Raw genomic sequence first — 16,399 nt, 5'->3', positions numbered from 1 at the left:
AGGTAAACAATGCACGGGGTCAATCTTTCTAATGCCATTAAAGCCCTTCGATTTAGAGCAAAGTCACGTCGTTTGGGTGATAAGAATCAGCTCGTTCAAGCCGAGCTAGAAGTAAAAGCACAAGCTCCTTATGCCGCTCAAGTTCAGCAAGCCTTAATCAATAATTCAGAACGAATGACGCTGAGCAAAGTAACGCCTGGCTGGGTTAAATCTCAACTCAAAAAAAAGAAACAAATCGGTTATCAACTTTTAAATCCTCTGGAAACAGAGTCATCTCTGCTTATACAAAACCTTTCGCGAGAAACCAGTCATCCGATTGAGCCCGCAATGTATGTTCAGCTCAAGTCGGAAGAAATATTTGGTGTACGTCTTAGTGCAAAGAGGCTCGGTCAAATTCTGGTGCAATTATATGGCTATAAGGTCATTGAAACAGCAGAAACGGTTGAGCAAGTCGATGTACGTGAAGCTCGCGAGCATGTCGAAGTAAAAGATGTTAGCGAGAATTCGAGCTTAGATCGCGACGGCCTAATCAAAGCTATTCGACAATCCATCCCTCACGACGTGATAACGCTTGACGAACGACTGCAGAAGAAGGTGAGCTAATGAAAGTCTTTCTTTGCGAAAAACCGTCACAAGGCCGTGATATAGCCAAAGTGTTAGGCTGCAACCAAAAGCTAGACGGTGCGCTGCAAGGTAATGGTGCCATTGTGACTTGGGGTGTTGGTCATTTATTCGCCCAAGCCGATCCTGAACACTATGATGAGGCGTATCAAACGTGGTCACTTGACCTCTTGCCGATTATTCCTGCTCCGTGGAAAAGCGTTGTTCCAGCGGATAAGAAAAAACAATTAGCCGCTGTTCAACGTTGTTTGGCCAAAGCGACGGAGGTGGTCATTGCGACTGACCCTGATCGAGAAGGCGAGGTCATCGCTCGTGATATTTTGGAACATCACAACTACACGGGGCCGGTTTCAAGACTTTGGTTAAGCTCTTTGGATGAGGCAAGCATCAAAAAAGGCTTGGCCACATTGAAGCCCGGCCACGAGACCAAGCCGCTTCACCAATCTGGCCGAGCTAGATCTCGTGCAGACTGGCTCATTGGCATGAACTTTACCCGTTTGTGTACTGTGATTGGGCGAGAAGCCGGTTATACAAACGTCCTCTCGGTCGGTCGTGTTCAGACTCCAACTTTAAGAATTGTCGTTGAGCGCGACGAGGCCATCGCACATTTTGTCCCTGTTCCTTTTTACGATGTTTTTGTTGATGCCGGCTTTCGGGCCAAATGGCAGGTGCCAGAATCTCTGGCTGATGAGGCAAATCGCTGCCTGTCTTCTGCAGCAGCTCAGAATGTCGTGAATCAGTGTCAAGGTCAAACCGCACAAGTGACGGACTTTGAGACGAAACGTCGCAAAGTTTCGCACCCTAAATTGTTCCATCTTGGCTCTCTACAAAAGGAGATGTCAGCAAAACACGGTCACACTGCTCAGCAAGTGTTGGATGCGGCGCAAGCCTTGTACGAGAAGCACAAGTTGACAACCTACCCTCGTACCGATTGCGATTATTTGCCACTGTCTCAATTGGCTGAAGCCCCTTTAGTTTTGCAAGCTCTTGGTGACCTTGATGCATACCATTCTCATTGTCAGCAAGCCAACCCTCAAATTAAAAGCGGTTGTTGGAACGATAAGAAGGTCGAGCAAAGTGCTCACCATGCGATCATCCCTACATTCAAAAAGCCTTCACTTGAAGGGCTCAGTGAACGAGAAAAACACGTCTATCAGGCTATTGTCGAGCGATATCTCGCGCAGTTCTTTGAGTCTGCAGAGGATGACATCACAACCATTAATATTCGTTGTGGCGAACATGCTTTTAAGGCCTCTGGAAAGATTGAACGCGTTGCCGGCTGGCGAGTGGTTTTAGGTAAAGAGGCCGAAGCTCAAGATGAAGAAGGTACTCAAACTTTGCCCGCTTTATCGAACGGTGAATCTGTCACGATATCGTCTGCAAAAGTACTCAACAAGAAGACTAGTCCACCGTCTGCCTTCAGCGAAGGTACATTACTGGATGCGATGGCCAACATTGCTCGCAGTGACACGATTCCAGCCCAATTTAAGAACATTCTGAAGGAAACTGCAGGGCTCGGAACACAAGCAACCCGTGCCGGTGTTTTGGAGACGTTGAAGAAACGTGGTTATGTCGTGAACAAAGGTAAGAAATTGATCAGTACGGATACGGGCCGAGCATTGATCCATGCTTTACCTAACGAACTGTCCAGTCCAGCCATGACCGCGATTTGGGAGCAAGCGTTAGAGAGCATTGAGCAAGGGGCGATGCCTTTTGACGACTTCATGGCGAATCAAGAGGGGTTTGTTAGGGCGCTGGTCAGTAAAGTAAAAAATGGCGAAGTAACACTTGAGCTCCCAAAAGTTATCCAACCTATTGAACCCTGCCCTTTATGCAAAGGCAATATGAAGTTAATTCAGGGTAAGCACTCAATTTGGGTATGCCAAGCAAAAGATAAATGTGGGTTAATTCTAGACAGTGTAAGAAGCAAACCCGCTAAAAACGCCCCTTGTTCATGTAAGCAAGGGGTCCAAGTCCGTAAAGCTGGAAAAAATAAAGGCAGTTGGTACTGGAGTTGTTCAGCCTGGAAGCAAGGGTGTCAAATCCGACACTTTGATGACAAAGGTAAAATTGGCAACTTGACTGCTCCTCTCCCTAAAGGAAGAGGATTCTTAGTTCGACACGCTTTCACTAGGCTGAGTGTTTCCACTCAACCCCCGATCCAGTCGCTCCCTAAGCTAACCCCGCAAGCCCTGCGGTTTTTATGTTCTTAGCTGCGTTTATGTCTCTATCGTGGTGTGTTTCGCAAGACGGACACACCCAATCACGGACATTCAACGGCATTGCTTCATTCACGAACCCACAACAGCTACAACGTTTAGAGCTAGGGAAGAATCTATCAATCTTGGCGATAGTTCGATTAGCCCATTCAGTCTTGTATTCAAGTTGGCGTACAAACTCACCCCAACTCACATCGGCTATGTGTTTAGCTAGTTTTGGATTACGGAGCATATTCTTCACTTGAAGCGATTCAACACAAACAACTTGGTTTTCGTTAATGAGTTTGCGAGACAACTTGTGTAAGTTATCTAATCGACTATCGGCAATTTTTGCATGTAGACGGGCTACTTTGTGTCGCATCTTGTCACGATTCTTACTGCCGCGTTGTTTCTTTGACAGTTGACGTTGAAGATAAGCGAGTTTCTTTTCGTAGCGTTTGAAGTGGCGAGGATTATCGACTTTCTCACCGCTATCCGTGATGAATAGGTGGTTTAGACCTACATCAATACCAACCATGTTAGGCGTTACTGGTAGTGCTGTAGGCTCAAATTCGCAAAGCATGGATACAAAGTATCGACCTGCTTTATCTTTTGAAATCGTGATTGAGCTTGGTTCACTTGGAAGCTCACGACTCCATTTGATGTTAAGAGGTTGCTTTGATTTGGCAATGAATAGTAGACCGTCTTTGTATTTGAAAGCGGCTTTAGTTAGGCGTATTGATTGCTTATCGTGCTTCGATTTGAAGCGAGGATACTTAGCACGATGATCCCAAAAGTTTTTAAATGCTTCTTGCTGATCTCTTAGTGCTTGTTGAAAGACAACGCTTGATACCTCTTTTAGCCATTCAAATTCAGCTTTCAAATGTACTAGGCGTTTCTCAAGAAAAGAGTGGGAAATAGATTCACCGCGCTCATAGTATGCGTCAGTGCGATACTTTAGCGAGTTGTTCCAGACAAAACGACAACAACCAAACGACTTTGCCAGTAGTTCGGCTTGCTGATTATCTGGATAGAATCTATAACGGTATGCTCTTTTCATTTTTACAGCATCCTACAATTTCTGTAAGCAATCAACTATTCTTTTGCTACTTCGTAGCAATGCCTTACATCCCCGACCTAAAGGACGGGGCTTTACGGCTTATTGGTAATTGGGGAATAAGACAATGGAAATTGAAGAACAATCGCTGGGTAGCCGTGGGGAGTCATCTATGAATGTCATCCATGTTAATGATATTCCAAGCGAAGTGTTTCCAGAGTGTCCAGTCTGCAAACAGCCGATTTATATAAATCCGGTGATCATCAGCGAGCCGGATTTTGGCATGTTGTGTTTGGCTCACCGTCGATGCATTCATCGAGAGAGTGAAACAACCTGTGAAACATTTGGAGATACATCGTTACCAAAAAATGCTTTACAAGTGATTTTCGACTGCTATCCTCAGGATGTTTAACGTTGTGTACTGACGTAAAGTACAAAGCACACGGGTTTAACCGCCCTTAAATGGCTTTCTGAAACGTGTCGCGATTTCCTCTGCTTAGCAAGAGAGAAATTGGAAAGCATTCTTATACTGCCCTTAGCTTAAGCTTTGGCGCTCATACTTTGTTCTACCCACACGGGAAAATTATTTCCCAGTGGGACAGTAATTTTTCTCGTGCAGCCTGTCATGGAGAAAAATTATGTCGAACAACTCAAACGCTTACTTTGATCTACATACAACTGGTTTCGGTTATCTTAACCGCGTTCGTAAAGTAGTACCAAAGAGAGGCAACCCGTTTTACGCCGTCACCATTGCCTGTTTACGAGGTGATGATAACGAAAAAACGTACATAGACTGTAAAGTTGTTGGCAAAGAAGCGATGGCTCTTTTCGAACAACATCAGCTAGATAAAATCAAGTTCGGTCAAGGTCAAAGCACGGGCTCATTGAGCTTTGTGATTGGCGACTTGTACTTAGATACTTTTACTTACCCGAGCAACCATGCTTCGAAACCGGGTCAGACAGGTGCAGCCCTCAAAGGTCGCCTTCTGCGAGTAAAGTACCTCAAAGTGAACCAACAGGTTCTATTCCAATCAAGCAATTGTGAACAACAAGCGGCTTGATACTTAACTACCCCATCATACTTTGTATGTTGGGGTTTTCTTTTTTGACCTTTATTGAAGTATTGACGCGGCCATTCACAAGCTGGCCAGAGCAACACTTCAAATAAATAGTTTTAACCCACCGGGGATTCGATCCCCTGGGTGTCGTCTCTCCTTTTTTCATTGGAGAGAATGATGAAAAACTTAGTGACTTTTTCCGTTGCGAAAGGCAGTGACATTACCCCACCTGAACTCGCGAGAGCAGGCATAAAAATGCTGGATCATCGCTTTTATCCTAATGATATTGAGCTAGTAAAAAATCTGCTTACAGATTATATCGTTTGGGATGAATCAACTGATACTCGTTCTATTTTTCGCTTTGAACGAGCACCTTACTAATTGACCTTCACCCTCAAAGATTGACTTCTTTGAGGGCGATTCCTTCTCGATAGATAGCTTAAACGCTCAATCAATAATGAAGCTCTACACTACTCAGTGAAAACTTTACAAGTTTACATTATAATTCTACTATTAAATAACTTTTAAAAATCTTTAATAAGGCGTTTTAAATGAGCATGACACATACAATACTCACTGATATCAGTGCTGGTATTACACAATTAAAAGCTGACCCAATGGGTGTAATTGAAGAAGCGAATGGTGCTCCGGTAGCTATCCTGAATCGCAATAAGCCAGCCTTTTACGCGATACCTTGTGCTCTTTTCGAGAGTATGATGGAAGAACTGGAGAATAATCAACTAATGATGATGGCTGAAGATGCTCTCAATCGCGATGACTTCGTAGAGGTAGATATCGATGACTTATAAGCTCAAGTTTGACAGAAAAGCTAAAAAGGCTTTTGACAAACTAGGCGAACCGGTTAAATCACAATTCAAGGCCAAGCTGAGGGAAGTATTAACTAATCCCCACATAGTGGGCTCAGCCCTAAGAGGAAGGCTATCGGGTTGTTACAAATTAAAGCTAAAAAGTTCAGGATATAGACTTGTGTATAAGGTTGAAGATGGAGAATTAACGATCTTAGTACTTGCTATTGGAAAGCGTGAAAGAAATGAAGCCTATTTAAAGGCTGAACAATCAATAGCAAGAAACTAGCTCCTCCTTGGTAAAGAGGCCGAGTTTTACATTTAATACAAACACTTAACCCTCTTAACGTTGTTTTCTGTTCCATTGGTGCTCAAACCCCATAGTCTGAGATATCAGTGTGTTGGAAATTCAATGGCTGTGCCAGTGATGGCATTTATTGGTAAAGCTATCGCTCAAATCAGAATGGACAACTAAATGAAAATAACTGCATAGGATAGCATAACTAAAATAATAAATACTCGTTAGAAATAATTATTTTTAACGAGTATTTTTTTTCCCTGCTTTGATAGCTTTTCGTCCTGTTTTTAATTGTCAGGAGAGACGTTATGCAAACGCGCTGGCTTATGTTGACAGCAGGTATGTTAGTGGGATGCCAAACCACTTCAGCACCTATCGTCACAACGCCAACACTTAATATTAGAACGGCCCCCGAATTAGCTTCTACGCCAGCTGTCCACACATCTCGTTATGTGACTGAACGTGCGGCCGGAGCTGAAATGGTCGATATCCTAGGCATCCCTCTAGAGGCTCGTTTACCTGTTGTCGGTCAGATGACGGTAGAAGAAGGGATGGCGTTTTTGCTCAATGGTAGTGGCGTGTCATTGCGTCCTCCCAGCACTTACGCGCAAACACAGTTATATGCTCAGCCCTTGCCTATGAGTCACTCTGATCTAGGGAAGCTTCCCCTTCGTAGTGCGCTTCAAGTCATGGCTGGCCAAGCCTTTATGCTCGAAGAAGACGTGGTTCGTCGTGAAGTAGGGTTTCGTCTAAAACCCGGCTATGTACCGCCTAAACCGCGACTTCATGACAATGAGCCGCGTGTGAAAGGCTGGTCTGAATCCGCGCACTTATCCGATATCGCGATGACCCCAGCTTTAAAACAGAGCCTCAAAGCCAATAAAGCTTCGTTGACAGATAACGATGCGCTATTTGTTGGTGAATCCACTTCGCGTTCGACACCGGCTAAACAAAAGATGTCCACGTATCGAGTTAAAAAAGGTGAGACCTATCGTAAGGCTCTGACCCGCTGGGCTCATAAAGAAGGAAACCGTCATCTTGCCTTTGCACAAGATGCCGCGTTCTTAAAAGCGCTTGAATCCATTTCAACAACAGGGTTTGAAAAAACAGGGACACTCTCCATGGCGGTCGCGGCATTAACCGCTTCGGTGCCTCGTTTATCTTCTATGCGTCTGCACCCCAACCCAAGACTTGATCTCGTTGCTTTTCACCCTTGGGAAGGTGACAGTGTCACGACAATCATGATTCAAGGAAACACTTTAAAACAAGCGGTCAAAGATACCGTGAAACATTATGACTGGCATTGGGACGAGGCGGCATCTTGGCCAGTCAATGACTACCCCTTTTCTGCGTTTCCTTTAGTCACACGCCAAGGCGACATCAGCAGTGCCATGGCCACGATCCTTGGTCCTTACCCGCTTAAAGCTCAGCGCTTAGATGCGACAAAAACGATCTACGTTCAGGAGTCCAACCCCTTATGATTTTTATCTCATCTCGTTACACCAAAACGGTGTGTGCCGCCATAATTGCGTCTCTCTTGCTTGGCTGTGAAGCCACTGGCATGAATGAATATGACAAACGAAACCGTGAATCAGAGATTGTAAAAAGCAATATAGAGCAACATCGTGACAATTTTACCGAATTCAAAGTGGAGCGAATTGAGCAACCTCCGGTTCGATTGAAGCCCATTGAGCAAAGTACTGATACGTCATTTCTTACTAAGAAATTGAATTACAGCACCCCTGCGACGGGCCTCCCTCTCAGTTTAATCTTGGATGATATCCTGCCATCAGATTATGAAGTGCGCTTTGGTGCGGGTATTCAACCCAACCAAAAAGTCACCATTAATGCACACCAAGGCAGTTTGGCGAGCTTACTCAATTTATTAGAAAACCAACTTAAAATTGGTTTCACCCCTTCAGAGCGCACACTAAAGGTCGAGCAATTTGTCTCTCGAACCTTTGAGCTAGAACTTCCACCTGGTCGAATCAATGACCAAATTGGGGGCGCGAGTAAAGAAGAAGGTGACGGTAAAGCCGGCAGTACTTCGGTAGACGGTCAATATGTCACGACTTCAAGCAGTGATGTCGATGTATTTAGTGAAGTCGCCATCGGTGTTCAGGCTCTACTTCAACTTAACCCTGACGCATCAGGCGGTGAAGCAAGCCCTGACTCTCTTGTTGGCTCTGTTGAGCCGATCCCTGCTCTTTCGCGAATTGTGGTACGAACGTCACCTGCTCGCATGCAAGAAGTCGTTAATTTTGTTGAACAAGCCAAACAGTCGTTGACCAAACAAGTTGCTTTAGAAGTGCAAGTGCTGGAGTTTCGCTCAAGCCTTGGTCATGAGCGCGGCATTGATTGGAACCTATTGCGTGATATTGGATCGGGTTATGGTCTGAGCTTTTTTGTGCCAGGCACCAGTCTTGTTGCAAGTTCGGCCAGCCCTGGTTTTGCCTTCAATGGTGGAGGTAAATGGTCTGGTTCTACCGCGCTCATCAAGGCGCTCAATGAGCAAGGCCAAGTCTCGACGCAGACCCCCATTACGATCCTGGTTCAAAATCATCAGACCAACCACATTACCCAGCAACGTACGCTTGAGTTTTTAGAAAACATTAAAACGAATACTGAGGAAGGGGTGGTCAGCACCGATACCGAACGTGGCAAACGCAACGAAGGGGTCGATTTTATCGTTGTTCCAAACATACAACGTGATCATGTCTACTTAAGAACCTCTGGGATGCTGACTAAAATCGAAAAGATCACACCACAAGTGGTTGGCGGTGAAACGTTGATGTTCCCGTTGACACGTCAAGCGAAAATCAACTTTGCGAATAAACTGAAATACGGTCAAACCATCGTGATTGCCTCAGTGTCTCAGTTCGTCACGACAACCGAAAGCAATACCTTTTTAGGTGTCCCATTGCTCGGCTCGAACACCGCAGAGAAACAACGTATTGATACGCTTGTCCTCCTCACGCCAAGGAGGGCTGACGGATGATAGGCCTCCTTTCTTTGCCTCACCATGGCAAAGTCAGTCAAACCATCAAGACATTAAAAAAACGCGCTCCGGCCCCTTATCACTACGTCAGTGTGCGTGGTGATTGGGTATGCGTATATGCCAGTCAGACTGCTCAGCCCGTACGAAGTGAGTGGTGGTTGGATGGGCTTATTGAAGCGGGTCATTTGAAAGAAAATGAACCGGAAGATGTGGCAGTTCTGGAGTGGGTGAATAACCAATGGCAATGCACGATCATTGGTGAAGGCCGCGTTCGAGCGATCTTCGATATGGGCAGTGAGGCCATCTTAGCCTCGCGCCGGTTCATTGTCAGTGGTGAAGACTCAGAGGAATTAACCCCGCAGCCTGATGATATCCATTTGCCAGCCCCAAGCGAGGCCTCTTTAGCGACACTAGTGCATTATCAGTGTCAACGCGCAAAATGGCGACACCCCGCTTTACTCGGGGGCGCGGGGCTTATTGTCATTGCCGCGTGTCTCGCTGTTGGTGTTTACTCTCTCAATCAACAAGACACGCTCGCTGAGATTCAAGCAAGCACAGCACCAGCAAGTAACACCGTGCCTATTACTGTGCCTCCTTGGGTCAAGTACCGTTTGGCCATCAGTAACGCGACGAGTGCGCATCATCTGATTGAACAAGCCGTTTATGCCGCTTCTTATCTGGCGATGCTACCGCCAGATTGGCGTGCCACCGAGCTCAGTCAGAACGGCGACACATTAACGGCGTCCATCGTGCGAGAGCCTAAAGGATTGATCCGCGTGTTTGAGCTTTGGTTGGATAATCATGCGGAGTTAAAGCCTTATTTGTCTGGAGAGCCCACCTCTAAGGTGTTAACTCTTCCGATTCATACCTTATCAGCGTCATGGCGCGAACATGTCATGCCACTAAGGCCTACAGACCAAGTACTGCACGATGCATTAATACTGCAAGACTACGAAGTTTCATTGGTGAATACCGAGATTTCTGAAACTTGGCAAAGCAACACTTATGAGGTGAAGCATCCAAACGCGTCTCTATTGACGCTTCAACATTTGGCTACCTTGCTGAAATCGATGCCTACGTCGATGGATGGTTTGAGTTTGAAGTCCATAGACAACAACACATGGTCCCTTTCATTTTCGATAACACTTTACGGAGGATTGCAAAGTGAGCAAGCCGAGCAAAAGTAATAGCTCCCCTAAAAAACTGGTGATCGTCGTCGCATTGGGGCTAGGTGCAGCCGCAATGGGCTACACCACCCTATTCTCAAATCCCGTGTCAAAATATGCCAGCCAAGCAAAGTCTCAGACGCCAAGCGATGAGCCGATTTCTTACAGCGTGAGTGAGCCCATCGACGACGGGATGAGTTTGGAATCGCAGACCGATACCACGCAAGCTCAAAATCCACTCAGTCAAGAGTTGGCCAAGCAACTGGCTAAGTTAAATACCGAGCCCAAACAAGTGCCTCCTCCACCGCCGATGGGCATTGATGTCACGCGTTACCTGGAGAAAATCGCGCAACTCAAAAATGCCGAGCTGGATGCCATGGTTCGTGAGCAGCAATTACGCGCTCAACCCGAGGAGCCAGGACTCATGCAGTTAGGTTTTTCACCTTATCACGATGCCCCAACGATGGTATCTGCAGCACTGGACGATGAAATCGTTGCCACTGACAGGCCTGTTCCAGCTCAAACAGAATCGATTCAAATTGGTAGCGTCTCTCAAATCGATAAACAGTGGCAAGCGCGCCTCTATATCCACGGTCAATGGCACAAAGTCCATAAAGGCAGCAAAGTCGGTGCGGTGTCGGTACTTAACATCAATCAATCAGGTGTGCGCATCAGCGAATCCGGTAAGCGCCGGTGGTTACGTTTGTCTTCACAAGGAGGGTTAGGATGAATCATCAAGAGCAAAATGAAATACAAATCATTAATGATGAGACTTTACTCAAACTCTGTTTGGATGATGGCCACGCGATTGTCGATGATCAAGGAACGATTTGGATAGATAACACAGATACTCCAAAGCTCCGCGAGATCCGTCGTTATGTGCAAGAAACGGAAACCCTGCTCGGTGGCCACATATATGGTCAAGCCCCCACGGTGCGATTGACCAATGAGGTGCAGGTCCAAACAATGCTGGATATGGCAAGAGCGTTGCTCAGCAAAGATGTGCGCGAACAAATGCAATCGAATTTCGGCAAAAAGCTGACGGATTTGTGTCAGGCCGCCGTGAATGTCAAAGCTTCTGATATTCATTTAGAAGTGCATCGTAACGTGACCACGATTTTACTACGAGTCGATGGACGTCGCGAAGTGCTGACCGAGTTTGAAGGTGGTGAAAGTGCTGAGCGCCTTGATAGTACCTTGGGACAAGCGCTAGCCGCTTATGTATTTAGTATTGGTAATACCAATTACTCCCCTCGTTTGCCTCTGAATGACCGTTTTGAGATGCCACTGACGGTCAAAGACGCCCCTATGCAGGTGGAGTTTCGTGCGGCAATGATGCCACTGAGTCATGGGATTAAATTGGTGCTGCGTTGTTTAACGCCGCTTGGCGACCCTTTGACCTTAGAGAACATGGATTTGCTTCCTATGCAAAGGCATATTCTCGAAACGACGATGCAAAGACGCTCAGGGATCATTGTATTAACAGGACCAATGGGATCAGGGAAAACCTCTTTGGTATACGCCTTGTTCGATACGGTTGATACCGTAGCACGATGCTGTCATACGCTGGAAGATCCGGTCGAATTTGAGCAACAAGGCGTGACCAAAACACTGGTTGAGCCTAAACGTGAGCTACGACAAGGCAGTGGGCAATATCTCAATTACACCTTCTATGCGTTAGAGCAATTGAGACAAGATATCGACATTACCTCGTTTGGTGAGCTTCGTAGTCATGACACCGCTCAGGAGTTTACACGTAAAGGCGAAACCGGTGGTCTTGCTTTGGCCACCCTGCACGCTAACAGTGCAATTGGCGTTCCTTCGATATTCATTGAACAGCTGCATATCGCCGCCTCCATTGTTTCTGCACCAGGCTTGATGCAGTTATTTACGCACCAGAAGTTGGTCCGTCGATTATGCCCAAAATGCAACTTAACGCTTGAAGAGGCAGAAACTATCTACCGCTCTTGCGGGCAAGAGGACAGCTACAAGCGAAAGCAAGCACAACTGAAGAAGCTGCTACCCGATGAACTCGATTCTGTCCGAGTCCTAAACCCAACGGGTTGTGACCATTGCCGGAATAAAGGCGAAAAAGGTCGAGCATTAGTACTCGAATTAATCGTACTTGAGGATGCAGACCGACAGTTCATCAAAGAGCAAGATTACCTTGGTTGGAGTCATTATCTAGAAAGAGAAGGCTGGCCTGACATCCGAAAACACACACTGCATCGCATCAAGCGTGGTCAGGTGGACATCGCCTCCGCCGCTGAACAAGTGGATGGGTTAATGCCGGTGTCATCCAAAAGCCTTTATCGCCAACTCCACAATGAGATGCAAGTCTCATCACCTTGGGAGAATGAGTGATCATGACTACGTCATTTTCCTTCGAAAAACTTCTGTTTGATAAGAAAGATCAAAAGGCTTTGCTGGAGCAGTGGCGCACTTGCGCCGAATACGGCATGACTACCAAAGACTTTTGTCAAAAACTTGCGAACAGTCAGTCCAGCAGTGTGCGCAAGATTGGTGAGGCGGGATTAAACGCCCCAGGTCAAGGTAAAACCTTTACTGAAGTCTTAGAGGGGTGGCTGTCACCCGTGGCGCTCTCAACACTGATCATTGCTGAAAAAAATGGTCAGTTACGGCATGGACTGGACATCGCTCTGAATGAGCTTGAAGGCGGTCAAAATGTAATGATGAAGCTTTTCGCGATCACCGCTTTCCCTCTTTTGGTGTTCTTTGGGCTGGGCACATTGGGGGTGTACATCAGTGGTGAGATCATCCAAACCGCCGACCTAGAAGGAACCATGGCTACCACGGTACGTGACTTCGTATCCGGTCCAGGTCTTGTCTTTTTTACAACGCTCATGGCCCTTGGCGCAATCATCAGCCTCGTTATGCCTTGGTGGACGGGACCGGCACGAACTATGGCCGATAACGTCTGGCCTTTTTGTGACTACCGCTACGGCGTTGCTGGAAACTTGTTATCAACGCTGGGCCATTTGTCTGAAGCAGGCATCAGCCTCACAGGGGCCATTGAAGAGGTTCGTCCTCATTCTAATCGCTACCTTCGTTACCACTTAGAAGAAGTAAAAACCAACCTTGAGACGGAATCCAATCCGGGGCGCGCCTTTGACACAGGTTTGTTGCTGCACGATGCACAAGACAACCTCAACGTCGTGGGCGACATCGCTCCCCTCACCACACTACTGAACAAAAGTGCTGAACAGCATAAACGGCACTTGCAAAAGAAAATGGCCACGATGTCGTTGATCGTCCCCAAAGTCATTTTATTACTCGCGATCGCACTGCTTATCAGTTTGGTGGGCAGCGCGATGGGCGCACTTTTTATATCAATACAACTGTAACAATAAAAAAGGAAACACAATAATGAAACGCATTCTTCCATCAACCCAAGTTATCGCCACTGATACAGCTCCGATCCGTGCGGGTAAAAAGCAAGCAGGGGTCAGTCTTATGGACTTTATTATGTATCTTATCCTTGCGGTATTTGTCTTCCTTGGCATCGTCAAGCTCTATAACCTCGGGGTCGCTTGGAAGTCACAGGCCAATACCGTCTCCGCCGTCACTCAAATCAAAGCAGCCGCAGAAAAAGTGAAATCCATCAACCACACCGGCGTTTCCATGTCGAAATTGTGCGACGTAAAACGCAACGCATTATCGTCCATGATTTGTGGAAGTAATAATGGCGAAGGTACTAATGAATATGGCGGTAACTACAGCGTGGCGGCAACGACAGGAAACGCACAGCGCATCACCGTAAGCATCACCAACGTCGATACCCAATACATCGATGACCTCGCTGATACATTAGCGAAAGTCAGTGCGGGTAACTGTAACTCAGCAACAGGCTGCTCTACGGTTTCGGTCACCGACAGCACCATCACAGTGACAATGTAACGAAGAAGGAGATCGCCCATGAATCTGTCTTCTTTCGCCCTGGCGAGCACACTGCGCCTAGCTGTATTGGCCAGTGTAGCGGGCGGTCTTCTCCTTGGGTTTCAACATCTGCGCGAGAAGGCGCTGTTTGAGCGAACCAGTGTTGAAGTCTTACAGGCCATGACACAACAACTGCAAGCCAATATCGACAGGACCCGCTGCCTGCACGTACCGAGAGACGTTACCTTGAGCGCTTTGGTCCGTGAAGGCTGGCTAAGTACGCAGATCGTACAACACAGTCCGTGGCGTTTAACGCCACGGTATCGAGCCAACGCATCGGGCCGCGTTATCGTGAGGGAGTTGGTTATCACCGCCCCCTCAAATTTTGCTGCTATCCGTCTTCGCTCTCTCGCTCATCAACTTCCATTTAGCTGGACGTTTCAAGGACGCACGTTAACGTTGCAAGCCCCTGTGCCTGGGCCAACGGGCGTCGAACGTATGGAATTCAACCCTAAGACCGCGTGTTTTAGTATCTAATAGGAGTCGTTATGTCTGCCCGTTTGCCTACCCGCTCTGCAAGTCTGCAGCGAGGTTCAGCGTTAATCGAAACCATACTCGCGCTGTCATTAATCCTTGCTCTCGTTGGGATCAGCTTGCCCTTTTTGCTCGATCAGCGTGCCGATGAGGAAGCACAAGCATATGGTCGTCACATTCGCGGTTTGATTGAACGTATCCATCAGTATCAGTATTACAAAATCACGGAACTGGGTATCGAACCATCAAGTAAGAACAGCTGGCCACAAAGCTTATCTCGTTTGATGACCGATTATCGCAATCAATACTGGAATTCGTGCTCCACTGCGCAGGAGCGAAACGGGGATTGTGTCCGGCCTGATTATGTTCCTTGGTCTAATGCTCGTGTAACCACCAAGTTTCGGACAGCAAAAAATCAATCACACCTGGTGTTACGTTTTCCCCTGTCCTCTTTAGCCAGAGACCCCAAATCTTACCATCGCTGGGCAAAGGTACTGATTGGATTACCCGGTGCAAAACGCGTTGGCCATGACATTGAAATCACTCTTCGTCAGGCCACGCTCGCCATGATGTACGAGAACATCCTCATGCGAGATGGCAACGTTGAGCTTAAGAGTGATTGGGATGTAGGCGGTAATCACGCCATCAGTAACGTTCGAGATGTGACGATTAAGAACAGCGACGGTACAACCACGTCAGTTGTAGAAGGTCTGGTTAATTTACATTCTGTGAAGCCATGGGATACCGTCCCCATGCCCTCTTGTCCAAGGGGGCTCAGACCCGATATCACCTTATCTATAGGCCAAATAGACATCAAATACCCTTATGTCTTAACTGGCAGCGTTAAACCTTATGTCTACCGGGTAGACAATCGATACAAGCGTTGGACCGTCAGTATCGATGCCTACGTGACGCATGTTGAAAGACAAACTTACCACCGATTAAGCCGTGGTGAAATTGTTGCCATAACCCGATGTAAAAAGTAACCATTAAGGAGATGAAAATGAGTAAAAAACTGTTAGTTCTGCTCGCGATAGCCGCACTTTCAAACGCGAGCTCAGCAACAGCGGCTAGGCCCGGAAAATGTGGTGCTGGATTTGAAAAATGGGATTTAAACTGTGATGGTAAGCTCGACTACAAAGAAAGTATCGCATCCGGTCAAGCTTATCGAGACCAAGCTGCAAAAGTCTATCGTCCTGCCGCCCGAGAAGGACTGCCAGAACCAGATAAAGCAGGCTATCCAAATGTGGTTAAAAACCAAAATCCAAAACCAGAGATCTTATATTACAATCCAAATGGATTAAGAATTAGCGACGGTAGAGATAAGTCTAAAACTAAATCCGTAAGGTTGAGTAAAAACATCAGTGATTATCGAGAATTGCGCTTAACGTACAGACTGCAAGCGGAAGATGTTGGTGTGCATACGAGAAACATGACCATTAACACCGATCTCTGGCATGTTGACCCCTCTCACTCTAAATGGGATAAATTATATCGTTACGCTGAACAAGTAGGGGTAGACAAAAATCGCTGGGATTCGATTCATTTTTGGCGTATAGCGCCAAATCGCATATGGGTATTGGAAAAATGTGACTCTTGGCGTTGGTGCGGTGCTCGTCTAATGGCCGTGGAAGGCATCAAGTAAGATGTCAGAGCACCCCAAAGCCGCCACTTAGGGCGGCTTTTTTTTGATTTTTTTTCAATAAAAACAGTCTCTAATCATTGAATCAGTTATTGGGACAATGCACTTAAAACGTGTTATAAAT

General features: G+C 46.6%; 18 protein-coding genes. 17 read left to right on the top strand and 1 reads right to left on the bottom strand.

All coding sequences use genetic code 11. The features are described from left to right. The first annotated feature begins 9 nt into the window (after positions 1 to 9). Entirely contained in the window at positions 10 to 603 is a 594-nt protein-coding gene (locus tag BS333_RS22430) for a hypothetical protein (protein WP_021709982.1), read from the top strand. Next, on the top strand, positions 603 to 2,834 hold the full coding sequence (locus BS333_RS21720) for a DNA topoisomerase III (RefSeq protein WP_021709981.1): 2,232 nt from the start codon (positions 603 to 605) through the stop codon (positions 2,832 to 2,834). Before BS333_RS22430 ends, BS333_RS21720 begins: the two co-directional genes overlap by 1 nt. Here the strand turns inward: BS333_RS21720 and BS333_RS21715 are convergent. Beyond that, a complete protein-coding gene (locus tag BS333_RS21715; protein WP_021709980.1) occupies positions 2,794 to 3,879 on the bottom strand; it encodes an RNA-guided endonuclease InsQ/TnpB family protein in 1,086 nt (361 codons plus the stop codon). The genes BS333_RS21720 and BS333_RS21715 overlap by 41 nt on opposite strands. Positions 3,880 to 4,003: 124 nt before the next feature. Between BS333_RS21715 and BS333_RS21710 the strand changes: the two genes are divergently transcribed. The 15 genes from BS333_RS21710 to BS333_RS21640 all read left to right on the top strand — a co-directional run bounded on the left by BS333_RS21710 (position 4,004) and on the right by BS333_RS21640 (position 16,278). Beyond that, positions 4,004 to 4,288 (top strand): hypothetical protein, encoded by a 285-nt coding sequence (locus BS333_RS21710; RefSeq protein ID WP_021709979.1) that lies wholly within the window; start codon positions 4,004 to 4,006, stop codon positions 4,286 to 4,288. A 226-nt stretch (positions 4,289 to 4,514) separates the two neighbouring features. Continuing rightward, positions 4,515 to 4,937 carry a DUF3577 domain-containing protein gene (locus BS333_RS21705; protein ID WP_021709978.1) on the top strand — a complete coding sequence of 141 codons (423 nt, stop codon included), beginning with the start codon at positions 4,515 to 4,517 and terminating at the stop codon, positions 4,935 to 4,937. A 174-nt stretch (positions 4,938 to 5,111) separates the two neighbouring features. Then, a complete protein-coding gene (locus BS333_RS21700; RefSeq protein ID WP_021709977.1) occupies positions 5,112 to 5,315 on the top strand; it encodes a hypothetical protein in 204 nt (67 codons plus the stop codon). Between the two features lie 170 nt (positions 5,316 to 5,485). Then, positions 5,486 to 5,743, top strand: coding sequence for a type II toxin-antitoxin system Phd/YefM family antitoxin (locus tag BS333_RS21695; protein ID WP_050584455.1), 258 nt, complete (start codon positions 5,486 to 5,488; stop codon positions 5,741 to 5,743). Beyond that, entirely contained in the window at positions 5,733 to 6,029 is a 297-nt protein-coding gene (locus BS333_RS21690; protein ID WP_021709975.1) for a type II toxin-antitoxin system RelE family toxin, read from the top strand. Before BS333_RS21695 ends, BS333_RS21690 begins: the two co-directional genes overlap by 11 nt. A gap of 317 nt (positions 6,030 to 6,346) precedes the next feature. After that, a complete protein-coding gene (locus BS333_RS21685; RefSeq protein WP_021709974.1) occupies positions 6,347 to 7,519 on the top strand; it encodes a hypothetical protein in 1,173 nt (390 codons plus the stop codon). Further along, positions 7,516 to 9,036, top strand: a complete 1,521-nt coding sequence (locus BS333_RS21680) for a type II secretion system protein GspD (RefSeq protein ID WP_021709973.1) — start codon at positions 7,516 to 7,518, stop codon at positions 9,034 to 9,036. The genes BS333_RS21685 and BS333_RS21680 overlap by 4 nt, the downstream gene beginning before the upstream one ends. After that, on the top strand, positions 9,033 to 10,223 hold the full coding sequence (locus tag BS333_RS21675) for a hypothetical protein (protein ID WP_021709972.1): 1,191 nt from the start codon (positions 9,033 to 9,035) through the stop codon (positions 10,221 to 10,223). The genes BS333_RS21680 and BS333_RS21675 overlap by 4 nt, the downstream gene beginning before the upstream one ends. Further along, positions 10,201 to 10,932: a hypothetical protein gene (locus BS333_RS21670; protein WP_021709971.1), complete on the top strand. Its 732-nt coding sequence runs from the start codon at positions 10,201 to 10,203 to the stop codon at positions 10,930 to 10,932. Before BS333_RS21675 ends, BS333_RS21670 begins: the two co-directional genes overlap by 23 nt. Continuing rightward, positions 10,929 to 12,566, top strand: coding sequence for a GspE/PulE family protein (locus tag BS333_RS21665; RefSeq protein ID WP_021709970.1), 1,638 nt, complete (start codon positions 10,929 to 10,931; stop codon positions 12,564 to 12,566). The genes BS333_RS21670 and BS333_RS21665 overlap by 4 nt, the downstream gene beginning before the upstream one ends. A 2-nt stretch (positions 12,567 to 12,568) precedes the next feature. Beyond that, positions 12,569 to 13,567 (top strand): type II secretion system F family protein, encoded by a 999-nt coding sequence (locus tag BS333_RS21660; protein WP_033003836.1) that lies wholly within the window; start codon positions 12,569 to 12,571, stop codon positions 13,565 to 13,567. Between the two features lie 22 nt (positions 13,568 to 13,589). After that, complete coding sequence (locus BS333_RS21655; protein ID WP_021709968.1) at positions 13,590 to 14,120, top strand: hypothetical protein; 531 nt, start codon at positions 13,590 to 13,592, stop codon at positions 14,118 to 14,120. 159 nt (positions 14,121 to 14,279) lie between these two features. Continuing rightward, the gene (locus tag BS333_RS21650) at positions 14,280 to 14,636 is read left to right on the top strand and encodes a hypothetical protein (protein WP_152428727.1); all 357 of its coding nucleotides are present in this window, start codon (positions 14,280 to 14,282) and stop codon (positions 14,634 to 14,636) included. A gap of 11 nt (positions 14,637 to 14,647) precedes the next feature. Continuing rightward, positions 14,648 to 15,619 (top strand): hypothetical protein, encoded by a 972-nt coding sequence (locus BS333_RS21645; RefSeq protein ID WP_021709966.1) that lies wholly within the window; start codon positions 14,648 to 14,650, stop codon positions 15,617 to 15,619. 17 nt (positions 15,620 to 15,636) lie between these two features. Next, on the top strand, positions 15,637 to 16,278 hold the full coding sequence (locus BS333_RS21640) for a hypothetical protein (RefSeq protein ID WP_021709965.1): 642 nt from the start codon (positions 15,637 to 15,639) through the stop codon (positions 16,276 to 16,278). Positions 16,279 to 16,399 lie beyond the last annotated feature (121 nt).

The sequence above is a fragment of the Vibrio azureus genome (assembly GCF_002849855.1).
In the GTDB taxonomy this organism is placed as follows: domain Bacteria; phylum Pseudomonadota; class Gammaproteobacteria; order Enterobacterales; family Vibrionaceae; genus Vibrio; species Vibrio azureus.
Note: the sequence above shows the minus strand (reverse complement) of the source record. Positions and strands in the feature narration are given on the sequence as shown.

Bases quoted from the DNA above. Each gene is read 5' to 3' on its own strand.
- BS333_RS21650 (WP_152428727.1), top strand. From the start codon at position 14,280: ATGACACAACAACTGCAAGCCAATATCGACAGGACCCGCTGCCTGCAC.
- BS333_RS21685 (WP_021709974.1), top strand. From the start codon at position 6,347: ATGCAAACGCGCTGGCTTATGTTGACAGCAGGTATGTTAGTGGGATGC.
- BS333_RS21655 (WP_021709968.1), top strand. From the start codon at position 13,590: ATGAAACGCATTCTTCCATCAACCCAAGTTATCGCCACTGATACAGCT.
- BS333_RS21640 (WP_021709965.1), top strand. From the start codon at position 15,637: ATGAGTAAAAAACTGTTAGTTCTGCTCGCGATAGCCGCACTTTCAAAC.
- BS333_RS21710 (WP_021709979.1), top strand. From the start codon at position 4,004: ATGGAAATTGAAGAACAATCGCTGGGTAGCCGTGGGGAGTCATCTATG.
- BS333_RS21665 (WP_021709970.1), top strand. From the start codon at position 10,929: ATGAATCATCAAGAGCAAAATGAAATACAAATCATTAATGATGAGACT.
- BS333_RS21660 (WP_033003836.1), top strand. From the start codon at position 12,569: ATGACTACGTCATTTTCCTTCGAAAAACTTCTGTTTGATAAGAAAGAT.
- BS333_RS21680 (WP_021709973.1), top strand. From the start codon at position 7,516: ATGATTTTTATCTCATCTCGTTACACCAAAACGGTGTGTGCCGCCATA.
- BS333_RS21695 (WP_050584455.1), top strand. From the start codon at position 5,486: ATGAGCATGACACATACAATACTCACTGATATCAGTGCTGGTATTACA.
- BS333_RS21700 (WP_021709977.1), top strand. From the start codon at position 5,112: ATGAAAAACTTAGTGACTTTTTCCGTTGCGAAAGGCAGTGACATTACC.
- BS333_RS21715 (WP_021709980.1), bottom strand. From the start codon at position 3,879: ATGAAAAGAGCATACCGTTATAGATTCTATCCAGATAATCAGCAAGCC.
- BS333_RS21705 (WP_021709978.1), top strand. From the start codon at position 4,515: ATGTCGAACAACTCAAACGCTTACTTTGATCTACATACAACTGGTTTC.
- BS333_RS21675 (WP_021709972.1), top strand. From the start codon at position 9,033: ATGATAGGCCTCCTTTCTTTGCCTCACCATGGCAAAGTCAGTCAAACC.
- BS333_RS21690 (WP_021709975.1), top strand. From the start codon at position 5,733: ATGACTTATAAGCTCAAGTTTGACAGAAAAGCTAAAAAGGCTTTTGAC.
- BS333_RS21645 (WP_021709966.1), top strand. From the start codon at position 14,648: ATGTCTGCCCGTTTGCCTACCCGCTCTGCAAGTCTGCAGCGAGGTTCA.
- BS333_RS22430 (WP_021709982.1), top strand. From the start codon at position 10: ATGCACGGGGTCAATCTTTCTAATGCCATTAAAGCCCTTCGATTTAGA.
- BS333_RS21720 (WP_021709981.1), top strand. From the start codon at position 603: ATGAAAGTCTTTCTTTGCGAAAAACCGTCACAAGGCCGTGATATAGCC.